This is a genomic window from Mesoaciditoga sp. (assembly GCF_054006115.1).
The window spans coordinates 40,458-52,671 of sequence record NZ_JBPNHS010000038.1 but is presented as its reverse complement, the minus strand read 5'-3'; the positions used below and the strand labels follow the sequence as shown (position 1 = coordinate 52,671).

Here is a 12,214-nt window from a genome sequence, read left to right as displayed (position 1 = left end):
GAAAGAAAAATGAAAACTATTTATTCCTATTTATTCCATCAAAATCACTGAATGGCTTTTGATGAGGGGTTAAAATACGCATCTATTTCTATATCCTTGAGGGCAAAACTTCTGGGAAAAGTGATCATCTTTTCGATATTTCTAACATATATGTCAGTAAGGGTAACGCTTGGAGAGCTTATTATTTTTTGAACGCGAACAGTGCCGTCTTTTTGTACTTCTACGATACCTTTGACCATTCCACCCAAGGTGTACGCTTTTTCTGTTGGAAGCTTTGCAAGGGCGAGTTCGTAATCTTTTTTCATACTCCCTTCTATCTCTTCAAAATTCGGGATTCCCAAATTTACAAGCTGCGAAAAATTGTAAATCGAGGTAATGCTGGCGTTAGCCTGAGCTTCTTGTGGATTAAAACTCTTTGACATTATTGGATTCACATCATTTGGAGGAGTAAGTTCAACATTTGACGCATTTAGAGTTGAAGAGGCGGCTTTTTCAAACAGCTGCACGCGAGAATTCCCCTTTGGATTTCCTCTTTTTTTCTTTGGGGTAGTTGGAAGTCTTTCCAAAGCGGAGAGGATTTTCATGTCTTCTTCACTCAAGGGAGCAGAACCCTTTTCTCCTTTTTGCACACTTTTGTGTTGAATGGCAGATTTCACTGTCACCGCAGGAGCGGCGGCAAGGTTTATTGATATAACCTTCGGATATGAAACAACCTTTTTTGGAGACGAATTCACCATCCCTACGACTCCAACGAGCAGTAGAAGTTCTATTACCACTGCCAGAACGCCAGATGTCACGTATCTCAAAGCCGTTTCGCCTCCAGTCTCATTGGAGTTTTTTCACGATCAGATTTATGTTGAGAACTTTTTGCATCCTAAGTACGTCCATAATTTTCACGATCACACCGTATCTTGCATCCTTATCGGCCTTTAAATAAACAGCTTTTGGTTTGCCATGCTGTTGAACGTAAGTTGAGATGGAATTCATCAATCCTTCAATTGTAACTTTTTTGCTTCCAAAGTAAATTTCATCATTTGATGTGACCACAATGGTAAGAATTCCATTTTGTTGTGTTTCAGAGGCGCTTGTAACGGCACTGGGCAATTTTACGTTAAACTTACCCTGACTTACCGTAAAGGTGGTGGTCAAAATTAAAAACAGAATAAGGAGGAACATGATATCCACAAGCGAGGTAAGCTCTATTTTAAAATCTTCTGTGCCGCTAAGCAACCTCCTTCTCAACGTCAGTGCACCTCCTCCACTGGAATAGCCTTCAATTTCTCAACGGAGGTGCGAATTTCTTCGATTGTATTGACTAACAGTCTATCTTCCACTTCCCTTAACACCGTCATAAGGATGGCCATCGTTATGGCCACGGCTAAACCTCCAACTGTGGTGTACAAAGCCACACTTATACCCTGCGCCAACGAGGCCTGACCTTGAAGTCCAGAAATACCACCAACGGCTTGAATTCCACTGAAAACTTGAACCATTCCAACAACCGTACCAAAAAATCCAATAAGAGGCGAAAGGGATATTGACATGCTTATGTATCTAAAATTCTTTTCCAGTTTAAAAGTTTCATCTTCAACGAAGTTTTGTATTGTGCTTTCAAATTCGTGTATTCGTTGTTTTTCGTAGTACTCAAAAGCTTTTAGCATCACGGCGCTAAAAATGCTTGAAGAACTTCGGCAATGCTGTTTTGAGCCTGTGATGTTCTTTTGCGCTATTGAATTTCTCACTTTCACTGAAAGGATCTTAAGCTCTGCTTTTTCCTTCAATATCACAAAAAGCCTTTCAAAGAAAAAAAGCAAGCCAATTACTCCCAATGCCAGTATCACAAATAGAATGGGCCCACCACCATGAATGAAATTGCCAACAGACATCTCTTCATCCTCCTTAAGATTTATACATCAATCAATTTTGTTGTTCTTTCTTAATTAAAAATAACATTCACATTTCTTGTATTTTACCATAAAAATTGCAGAATTACCATTCATCTTTTCCGTTACCAATAGGCTCTTCATGAATTATTATTTCTCTTACGTCTTTGAGTTTTTCTTTTACTTTTTTTTCTATTTGTGTGGTTATTTCATGGGCTTTTTTTAAGCTTATTTGGCCTGGAAGTTCAACATGCATATCGACGAGGTAATAGGGTCCGAGCTTTCTAATCCTTATCTTATGCGGATGAAAAGTGTACGGTGTATCCTTAATTATTCTGTATATTTCTTCTATCATCTTCGAATTTTCATTTTTCTCCATTATTTCCGGAATACCGGATTTAACTATTTCGAAACCCATGTATCCTATTATTCCAGATACAACAATTGAAGCCAGAGGATCAAAGTATGAAATATGAGTAAAAGCTACCAGCAAACCACCCACCAACACAGCACCAGATGCAAATACATCGCTTAGATAGTCTTTTGCGTTGGCAAGCAAAGCCTGATTGTTAAATTTTTTTGCGATTTTGAACATGTAGGCAGATAAGGCTATTTTACCTAAAATACTGATAACAGCTCCCACAATCATAAGCATACCGATCGCTTGGCTTTTATGAAAATCGCCCACTGATTCGATAAAAATAAGAATGCCTGCGAATATAACGGACATTCCGACTATGTTGGTTATAACCGTTTCCGCTCTTCCATAACCGTACGGATATTCACGTGATGGTGGACGAGATGATATTTCAACTGCCCTGTAAACGAATATAGACTTTACCACATCCGATATTGTGTCTACGCCATCTGCTATTAGCGAAATAGAAAGCCCAAATATTCCCAACGTTATTTTCAAAAGTGCCAACACGATATTTCCATATATTCCTATTTTTATCGCTTTAAGGCTTTGTAAGGTTCTTACTTCATCTCTTTCCAATATATTCCTCCTGATGAAATCGCTTTAGTTTTAGAAATGAGAGCTTTTTAGCTTTTCAATCCTCTCTTTTTCTTTCAAGATGTGCCCTGTTTTAGGATCAATGGCTTCACACTTGCCGTCTATTATGGCAGTAACAATTTCTCCACGTCCAACTTTTGAGCCCACGAAATTTGGCGTGTCCAAATATCCTATTTTCAAAGCTTTGTCGTACGTTTGTGGATCCAACAACGGTTCTTCGGATGAAGAAAGTTTTTTGATCTCATCTATCAGGTATGTGGCCTCGGAAATGAGTTCATCTACTCTTTGATTGGTGCTTTTGATTTCGTAAACGTCGGGAAGGCCTTCAATACTTTCTTCTACAATCCTTCTTGCTATTTTCAACGACTGAACGATCTCATCCGCTTTGGCAGCATGATCCGCTTCTGTGAAGGCGACGACATGAACTATCTGAGGTTTTAAGAACATGCCTTCAGTTATCGAAAGGCCAAGCTGTCCTTTCGCTTCGTCCATATCTGGCGGGAAGATCATCAATCCCGGTCTTACTTCCGTGATAACTTTGAAGTTCTCATCTTCTAACGTGCTTATCATTTTTTTGGCTGCCAACATCTTTGCAAGATCCATTTCAAAGCTAACGCCCGGAGGAGTGTTCAACATATACTGTGAAACGTAATTTTTTACCCCTAATTTTTTGGCAACGTAAGCCGCTATGTATGACATCGTGACGAATATGGTATCATGGGCGCTTCTAAGTGTCCATTGATGGGGTTCATTTATCTCAACTGGCAATCCATGAGAGGCGTTCCATTTTATGCCTTCCATATTTTCCTTAACAGCGTCCACAAACTTTCTTTCGCTTCTTCCATCTAGTTCGTTGTACCACGAAAGTGGTATTGCAGCCCACGCATTGTTTATGGTTTCATGAAGCGTCTTCGCCATCTCAACTATGTGCGTGGTTCCCGCATAACAACGCATTAAAGGATAATTTCCTCTCCTTGAAGCTTCGTAAAGCTTCATGAAGTCTTCCTTTTTTCTTATTGGAACGCCACCTGCCCCCGAAAGTTCTGCCTTCATCTTTTCAGGCTCAAAAAAGTACTGTTGGGCGTTTTGATCTGGAGCTAACGAAATAACATCTATAAGGCCAGATTCCGCTAATTTTTCAATGCCTTTTATCGTTTCTTCAAGCGTTGGCTGACCGAAATGATGTCTGATAAGCGGATAAGGAGCATTTTCATCTATTCTTTTCATAAGCGTTTGAGCAGGCATGAAATTTTCTTTTTTCTCTTTTGTTTGTCCTTTTAAATACATGACAAGTTCTCTGCGGCTTTCTTTTGAAAACACCTTAGAAAAGAAAGAGAACTCTTTTGCCACTTCTGCAACTTTTGACGTTCCACCAAACACGAATGTTTTGTTTTCCAAACCGTATTTCGGTATCTTTTCTTCAAATTCTTTGAAAAGCTCTTTTGCCACTTGTGGAGTTAACCTGTAACTTATCGCTACCATATCGGCATCTTCTTCGCGTGCCTTTTCCAGCAATTCATCCACAGGAACGGCCGGCCCAAGAAAGATCACTTCATACCCAACAGATCTTGCCAAACCCAAGAAGGACAGAATGCCAGCCACATGAACACAATTCCCAATAGATGCACCAACGATTTTCATTCTTTCACTCCACTTTCAGCGTACTTTATGATCTCCTCTACTTTCATCTTTCTCAATCCCATGTCTTCAAGGTTTCTTCCAAAGGCCATCACATCGATATCAACAAGATAGTTGATCATGTTTACAAGGGTTTCTATGGCAGGCAGACGAATTTCACATTTTCTTGCAAGATGAAGCATGGGTACCAACCCGGTGAGGGTATCCTCTATGAGATATCTATGCTGAATGGTATCCGGCCCAAGAATGGAATGATAAGCTTTCGTATTTTGCAAGAGGTCAAAAAGGTTGTTCCCCTTAGAACCGTAAACATCGCTCAACCAAACGGTCAAAGGCCTAAGACGTATGTTGAAACACTTTCCGAGTTTTATTCTTTCAGAATCCAGTTTTTCTATGAATCTTGCTATGGAAGGCGTTATGCCTTCTATGTAATGGCTGTACCTGAATCCATTCTCTATTCTTCCAACGTTGAATATCACGGGAGCTGGATGTAGCATGGCCCCATAATTGCTAAGAGAAGTGTAAAGTACATTTGGAGCCATTTCAATTTGAGGAAAAATGTTCTTTATGAGAGGCCATACTTTAATTGCATCATCCGGCGGCATCATCGCCAAATGGACGTTCTTTTTGACGCCGTAATAACGAATTTTAGCTCCTTCTTGGGTTATTCTTGTTGCGAACAACGATGTTTCGAACTCACCAACGACAAGTTGAAGATCTTTTTTGGTTTCTTCAACTACCCTTTTGAAAATGAAAGCCCCACCTGTTCTTCCCGGATGAAGTAAGACTATCTGACCGTTTTTTAGAAATTGGGAAAGTTTTTGGGCTATTTCAGGATGTGCTGTGGCGACCGTTGAAACTATTATTACATTTGCGTCTTCAACGGCCTTTTTCAGATTTGTGGTGATAACATCGATGTGTTGGGAACTGGAAAATGCATCTCCCAAATTCATATTATGATGTTTTAGATATTTAAAACGCCACGCTGAACGGTCGTAAAGCCTTACTTTGTAACCATGATAGGTTAAGTATCCCGCCAAGGCTTGTCCGGTGTTTCCAGCTCCTATTATAGCGAAGGTTAGATCGTCTTTTAATTCTTTTTTATCCATTTCGCACCTCCATTGATGCCGCAGCCCTTCTTGTTATCGTCTTGATCAACCACTTGTAGTCCTTGGAAATGGCCTTAACCATTTTAGGAATATCGCTCATTACAGGATGCAATCCCGGACGTGAATTCACCTCTATTACATAAGGGACCCCATTTGAAATTCTCATATCCATTCTTATGAAATCACGAGCTCTTACCACTTTGAAGACTTCGATCGCGGTTTTCTTAACGAATTTTAAAGTTTCTTCGTCTAGTTCGGCTGGACATCGATAGGTAGTTTGTTGTGCATATTCTTCTTTTACACGTTTGCTATAGTATCTTTCAACTCCTTGAGGCAAGCTGGAAAAATCAATTTCTAAGGGAGGCAACACTTCTATTTTACCACCAAATCCCAATACTCCCACGGTTATTTCCTTACCTTCGATGTACTTTTCAACGAGAATAGACTCTCTGAATTCTTGGTACCTTTCTTTCGCCACTTTTTTAGCGCTTTTCGAATCAGCACATAAGCTTTTTTCATCTATTCCTATGCCAGAACCTTCCGAAGATGGCTTAACGATTAAAGGGGGTTCTGGAATCTTCCCACGCCATTCTTTTCCATCGTAGATAGCTCCAGTGGGTGTGGAAATTCCGTAAGCACTTAACAAAGATTTCGTCGTGAATTTGTCCAAACAAACGTAATGTGTGTACGCTGGAGAGCCAACAAATTCAACACCGTAACTTTCTAACGCGGCGGCTATGAATCCTTGAGCGAAATCATGTCTTTTACCCACCGCCAGGTTGAAAACAATATCGCCTTTGTTGATTTCGTTTAAAAATAAAGGGGTGAAATTCAAAATACGTGTCTCATCGGCAATTTCCAAAGAGTTTTTTAGAGCTTTTATGGTTTCTTTTTCAAAATCATCTGGCTCTGCGTCTGCTAAAATCACGAAACTCATGTCTCCACCTCCCTTTTGGCGTTCTTAGGACTAACTTCTCATTACTTAACTACTACGCATTACTCACTATTAAAATACTCCAAAAGCGTTGACTTATGCAAGTTTAAAATGTTATCATGAAAAGCGCTTGAATGGAAGAAAATTCAAAAGATCAATCTTTGACATGACTTGTGGAGGTGAGAAAAGTGACAAGGGAGGGTTTTGCAGATGAACCGCACAGTAGAAGCGGAGAGAAAAGGCGTAAGATTTTCGATTTACGATATTGTAGTCCTCTCTTTTATGGTCTTTCTCGCCTACGGTATAGGTTTGTTGGCAAAGAATTGGACGGCTCCATTGGTTTACAAAGCCAATATCTCTTTGTCACCGATAGCCTTAATAGGTTATACATTCCTTTCAATGGCACGGGGCTTCGCCGCGTATGGCCTGTCTCTCGTCTTCACCTTCGCTTACGGTTACGCCGCAGCGCGTAACAAATACGCCGAACGTGTTCTCATTCCTCTTTTAGACGTTTTTCAATCGGTTCCTGTTTTAGGCTTCTTGCCAGGCCTTGTTCTGGGAATGATGGCACTTTTTCCACATAGTGTTATGGGACTCGAACTCGCTTCGATATTCATGATATTCACCGGTCAGGTTTGGAATATGACTTTTAGCTTTTACCAATCTTTAAAATCAGTGCCACAGGAGTTGATAGAGGCCTCGAAGATATACGGTTTTTCTGGATGGAGGATATTCTGGGATGTGGAAGTGCCATTTGCCATGCCCGGCCTCGTATGGAATAGTATGATGTCCATGGCGGGGGGATGGTTTTTCTTGTCTGTTTGTGAAGCTTTTACTCTTGGAGGAAAGAGCTACAGAATTGCCGGTATAGGTTCATACATGGCAACAGCTGTTGAGAATGGGTACGTTCCAGGAGAACTGTATGCCATACTTGCTATGGTACTCATGATTTTGGCAATAGACATTTTCTTTTGGAGACCAATAGTAGCGTGGTCGGACAAATTCAAATTTGAAGACAATTCCTCGTCCGAGGAGCCAACATCTTTCATTTTGGATGTTTTAAGAAATTCACACGTTTTAAGGTTTTTCCGAAACGTTTTTGAGAACGTTAGAACGCCTAAAAGGTACGTAAAGAGAGTTAGAATTAGTGATAGACAAGAATCAAGTAAGGTTTCAGGAATTTTATTTTACGCAATTTTGGGTGTGATAACCGGATGGATATTGTGGAAGTTTTTCTCTTACATTGATCAAATTAACATTTCAAGCTTGAGCACAATCCTGTATGGGGATGGCCTTACGGCCTTAAGAGTGTATGCTGCGGTAGCCATTTCCGTGGCCTGGACGTTACCTGTGGGAATACTGATAGGAAAGAACGTGTCCGTTTCAAAAAAGATCCAACCGGTGGTACAGATATTGGCTTCATTTCCAGCGCCAATGATATATCCATGGTTCGTTATGCTCTTTCCAAATCTGAATTACAGCTCAATTTTGTTGATGCTCCTTGGTACGCAATGGTACATACTTTTTAACGTTATAGCGGGTGCTTCTTCCATACCAAACCAACTTAAAGAAGCGGCGGAAATTTTGAAATTGAGTAGATTCAAAGTTTGGACGACGCTTTACATTCCCACTGTTCTGCCATTCCTCATAACAGGGATGATAACCGCGGCCGGTGGTGCATGGAACGCGAGTATAGTCACGGAATACATGACATTTAATCACAAAACCCTGCAGGCTACAGGTATAGGAGCATTCATAAACGAAGTTACCATTTCTGGGAACATGCGGCTTCTCGTGTTGAGTATAGTTGTCATGTCTTTAAGCGTTGTCGTGATAAACAGATTGTTATGGCGCCCGATGCAAAGGTGGGCGATGGAAAAATTCAGTTTGAATTGAGGGGATTCAAATGAGTGCGCCGATAATAACTTTGAAAAACGTGAGTATGAGATATAAAATGCCAGAGGGAAATTACTTCACCGCTCTGGAAAACATAAATTTTTCTTTGGAAAGTGGAAAGATAGCGGCTATTCTTGGACCGTCTGGCTGTGGAAAGTCCACGTTGTTGAGAATAATAACCGGTCTTTTGAAGCCATCTGAGGGAGAAGTATATTACAAAGGAGAACTTCAAAAAGGCGTTAACGATAAAATGTCAATGGTCTTTCAGAACTTCGCGCTTTTCCCATGGAAAACCGTAAAGGAAAATATAGAATTGGGTCTTAAAGGCGATGAGGAACCTGAAAAACAAGAAAAAATTGTGGAACACATAATAGACGTTGTTGGGTTAGAAGGTTTTGAAGACGTTTATCCAAAAGAGCTTTCTGGAGGAATGAAACAAAGAGTTGGAATAGCTCGCGCACTAGTTTCAAATCCTGAAGTGCTTTGCATGGACGAACCTTTTAGCGCTTTGGACGCATTGACATCTGAAAACCTCCGTGAAGAAGTGCTGGATTTTTGGTCTGAAGGGGCTGCTGGACTTTCAAATATATTGATCGTAACTCACAACATCCAGGAAGCCGTTTACATGGCAGATGAGATATTCATACTTGCTTCTAATCCTGGAAGCATAAAAGCTATATATCATAACACCCTTCCTTTTCCAAGAGATCAAAAGTCCGCTGAGTTCTTCAAGACTGTAGATATCATATACAACATATTAACTCAAAATATAATGCCTGAAGTTCCGAAGTCTTCAATGTACGATAGAATAGCTCCGATACCAATGGTCAGTGTGAGTGAGATAATAGGTTTGCTTGAAGTGCTTGATGATAATAAAGGTCGATTGGAAATATTTGAACTTTCCGAACACATAAAACGAGATTTTGGTAAAACGATTTCTATAGCATTGGCAGCAGAGATGTTGGGATTTGTAGAGACTCCCCATCACGACGTGATTTTTACAACTCTGGGCAAGAAATTTCTTGAATCTGATGTAAATGAAAGAAAAATAATATTCAAAGAGCAAATATTGAAAATTCCTTTGATAAAAGCTGTCATAGATCTTGTTAAAAATAGTGAAGATAACGTTATAACTCGCGAAGAATGCGAGGATTTTTTGGTGGAAAAATTGCCGAATGAACGTTCAGATGAATTGTTCGAAACCATAGTTAACTTTGCGCTTTACGCTGAAGTTCTAGATTACGACTCAAGAGACGAAGAGCTCTCACTGATAACAGAAAATGTGTGAATGAGAGTTGCGATTTTTAACATGCAAAAAATGTTTATCGAAACACCTGCCATCACGGATTCACTCTTTTACCCATCTTACGACTCAAAAAACGAGGCACGCTCAGACACTCGTCCATGAGTGCTTCGTTTTCTCAACACGTCCGTGTGTTTCCCAACCTCGTTTTATGAGTCTTCAGATGGAGAGTTCATAAGTGCCGGCAAGTGTTTCGATAAAGGAGAAGAGGAAGAAGAAAAAAGAAGAAACTCTGTTATTTCGCATCTTGTATGGCGTCTTCATATGTTTTGACAGAAACTTCAAAAAAGGGGAGAGAAAGAAGGAACAAAGCGTACTCAATATTCTCAACACGTCCATGTGTTTCTCAACCTCGTTTTATGAGTCTCCAGATGGAGAGTTCATAAGTGCTGGCAAGTGTTTCGAAGTAGGGAAAAGAAGAAAAAACTCTGTCAGATTCGCTTTCTTGGCACATTGTGTGTCTCTAATCCTGTTCCTAAAAAGTGAAGCAGCGATGAAGTTTCGCATAAGTCTGCTCATGCTTGTGTGGGATGTGTCAGCAAAGCCATTTTTATACAGTCTGCCCCCGTTTACGGGGGAAGTGGCGGCGAAGCCGACGTAGGGGGCCTTCTCCATCTTAATGTACGATATTTATCCACTGTTTACCACTTTTCACTATTTATGTTCACTCTTTACCCATAAGTGATGGAAAGTATTTCAGGAAGACGTGCAAAAAACGTGTGTGGAGCGCAATGAATATAAATGAAGAGCTGATCGTTCTTTCAAATTCTATCCAGATGAGAAGCAACATCACTTAAAATTCTTAAGTACTTCTTGACTTTTATTCCATTGTTATGATATCATTTCATCGTTGAGGTGATGAGTGCGTAGCTCAGTGGGAGAGCGCTTCCTTGACGCGGAAGAGGTCGCAGGTTCAATCCCTGCCGCACTCACCAGAAAGAAGGTAGAGTAATGGAAGAACGTATTGTAATGAAAAAATCTTTTTTGAACAACGCATGGTGGTGGTGCGACCGGTATTCTGGCCGTACCTGATTTGTGTGGCGTAAAAGGTATATCGAAAGTCAGAATGCCGGGAACTTTTTTAAAAGTTCCCGGCTTTTTTATATTGAAAAGGAGGGGATGAACATGAGAAGAAGAGTGTATTTGAGCGAAAGGGATATCCCGAAATACTGGTACAACGTTAAAGCCGATCTTCCATTTGAATTAGACCCACCTCTGGATCCTCAGACAAAGAAACCAATGGATGCGGAAAAATTGGGAGCTATTTTCCCAAAAGAACTGATAAAGCAAGAAATGACAAGGGAAAGAGAAATTCTGATCCCCCAACAAGTGCGCGAAGCTTACGCCATTTACAGACCTACTCCATTGATACGCGCTGTGGGACTTGAAAAAGCCTTGAACACCCCGGCTCACATTTATTACAAGAATGAATCTGTTAGTCCGACAGGCAGTCATAAACTGAACACCGCAATCGCTCAGGCATATTTCAACAAGGTTGAAGGAGTAACAAAACTTTCCACAGAAACCGGAGCCGGTCAGTGGGGAAGTGCCCTTTCATACGCCACAAAGCTCTTAGATATGGAAGTTGAAGTGTTCATGGTGAAGGTAAGTATGGAGCAAAAACCGGCTCGAAAACATATGGTCAATCTTTTCGATGGAAAAATCCATCCAAGTCCCAGTACTTTGACCGACAAAGGGAAAGAATTCTTAAAAAAAGATCCGAATACAACGGGAAGCCTTGGAATGGCGATAAGTGAAGCGGTTGAGATCGCTTTCAAATCTAAGAATGTCAATTACTCGTTGGGAAGCGTTCTCGATCACGTTTTACTTCACCAAACGGTTATAGGGCAAGAAACTAAAAAGCAAATGGAAATAATGAACGAAAAACCTGATGTGCTCTTGGGATGTTTTGGAGGTGGCTCCAACTTTGGAGGATTCATATTGCCATTTATACCAGATAAATTTAAAGATGAAAAGATGGAAATAGTTGCCTGTGAACCAGTCGCGTGTCCATCTTTGACAAAGGGCGAATACCGCTACGATTATGGTGATTCGGCAGGATTAACGCCGTTGTTGAAAATGTACACGCTTGGAAAGGATTTTGTTCCACCCGCTATTCACGCCGGAGGGTTGAGATACCACGGCGCTTCCCCAATAATAAGTAGGTTGGTATATGAAAAATTCGTAAAAGCCATTGCCATAGATCAAAAAGAAGCTTTTGATGCCGCGAAGCTTTTCAGCGTCGTGGAGGGAATTATTCCCGCACCAGAATCAAGTCATGCCATCGCGGGAGCGATTCGATACGCGAAAGAAGCCATAAAGACTGGAGAAAAGAAGGTTATAGTTTTTAATTTGAGCGGTCATGGTTTGTTAGATCTAAACGCGTATGCGTAAATTGACGTTAGATATTAAACCGTTCCGAAATTCGGAACGGTT

Annotated in this window: 11 protein-coding genes and 1 tRNA gene; 5 read left to right on the top strand and 7 right to left on the bottom strand. The window is 40.6% G+C overall.

Going from position 1 to position 12,214, the window contains the following annotated elements; all coding sequences use genetic code 11:
* Positions 1-44: 44 nt before the first annotated feature.
* The 7 genes from ACXJIN_RS07545 to ACXJIN_RS07515 form a co-directional block, all read right to left on the bottom strand.
* On the bottom strand, positions 45-806 hold the full coding sequence (locus ACXJIN_RS07545) for a hypothetical protein (RefSeq protein ID WP_456400927.1): 762 nt from the start codon (positions 804-806) through the stop codon (positions 45-47).
* A gap of 19 nt (positions 807-825) precedes the next feature.
* Complete coding sequence (locus ACXJIN_RS07540; protein WP_456400926.1) at positions 826-1,242, bottom strand: ExbD/TolR family protein; 417 nt, start codon at positions 1,240-1,242, stop codon at positions 826-828.
* Between the two features lie 2 nt (positions 1,243-1,244).
* Positions 1,245-1,886 carry a MotA/TolQ/ExbB proton channel family protein gene (locus tag ACXJIN_RS07535; RefSeq protein ID WP_456400925.1) on the bottom strand — a complete coding sequence of 214 codons (642 nt, stop codon included), beginning with the start codon at positions 1,884-1,886 and terminating at the stop codon, positions 1,245-1,247.
* A gap of 103 nt (positions 1,887-1,989) precedes the next feature.
* Positions 1,990-2,880 (bottom strand): cation diffusion facilitator family transporter, encoded by an 891-nt coding sequence (locus ACXJIN_RS07530; protein WP_456400924.1) that lies wholly within the window; start codon positions 2,878-2,880, stop codon positions 1,990-1,992.
* 30 nt (positions 2,881-2,910) lie between these two features.
* Positions 2,911-4,539 carry a cobalamin B12-binding domain-containing protein gene (locus ACXJIN_RS07525; RefSeq protein WP_456400923.1) on the bottom strand — a complete coding sequence of 543 codons (1,629 nt, stop codon included), beginning with the start codon at positions 4,537-4,539 and terminating at the stop codon, positions 2,911-2,913.
* Positions 4,536-5,645, bottom strand: a complete 1,110-nt coding sequence (locus ACXJIN_RS07520; protein WP_456400922.1) for an NAD/NADP octopine/nopaline dehydrogenase family protein — start codon at positions 5,643-5,645, stop codon at positions 4,536-4,538. The genes ACXJIN_RS07525 and ACXJIN_RS07520 overlap by 4 nt, the downstream gene beginning before the upstream one ends.
* On the bottom strand, positions 5,638-6,582 hold the full coding sequence (locus ACXJIN_RS07515; protein WP_456400921.1) for a D-alanine--D-alanine ligase family protein: 945 nt from the start codon (positions 6,580-6,582) through the stop codon (positions 5,638-5,640). Before ACXJIN_RS07515 ends, ACXJIN_RS07520 begins: the two co-directional genes overlap by 8 nt.
* A 207-nt stretch (positions 6,583-6,789) precedes the next feature.
* Between ACXJIN_RS07515 and ACXJIN_RS07510 the strand changes: the two genes are divergently transcribed.
* The 5 genes from ACXJIN_RS07510 to ACXJIN_RS07490 all read left to right on the top strand — a co-directional run bounded on the left by ACXJIN_RS07510 (position 6,790) and on the right by ACXJIN_RS07490 (position 12,172).
* Positions 6,790-8,475 (top strand): ABC transporter permease, encoded by a 1,686-nt coding sequence (locus tag ACXJIN_RS07510; RefSeq protein ID WP_456400920.1) that lies wholly within the window; start codon positions 6,790-6,792, stop codon positions 8,473-8,475.
* Positions 8,476-8,485: 10 nt separating this feature from the next.
* Complete coding sequence (locus ACXJIN_RS07505; RefSeq protein ID WP_456400919.1) at positions 8,486-9,763, top strand: ABC transporter ATP-binding protein; 1,278 nt, start codon at positions 8,486-8,488, stop codon at positions 9,761-9,763.
* A gap of 193 nt (positions 9,764-9,956) precedes the next feature.
* The gene (locus ACXJIN_RS07500; protein WP_456400918.1) at positions 9,957-10,379 is read left to right on the top strand and encodes a hypothetical protein; all 423 of its coding nucleotides are present in this window, start codon (positions 9,957-9,959) and stop codon (positions 10,377-10,379) included.
* 259 nt (positions 10,380-10,638) lie between these two features.
* Positions 10,639-10,713: transfer RNA gene (locus tag ACXJIN_RS07495), tRNA-Val, on the top strand.
* 190 nt (positions 10,714-10,903) lie between these two features.
* Complete coding sequence (locus ACXJIN_RS07490) at positions 10,904-12,172, top strand: TrpB-like pyridoxal phosphate-dependent enzyme (RefSeq protein ID WP_456400917.1); 1,269 nt, start codon at positions 10,904-10,906, stop codon at positions 12,170-12,172.
* Positions 12,173-12,214: the final 42 nt, after the last annotated feature.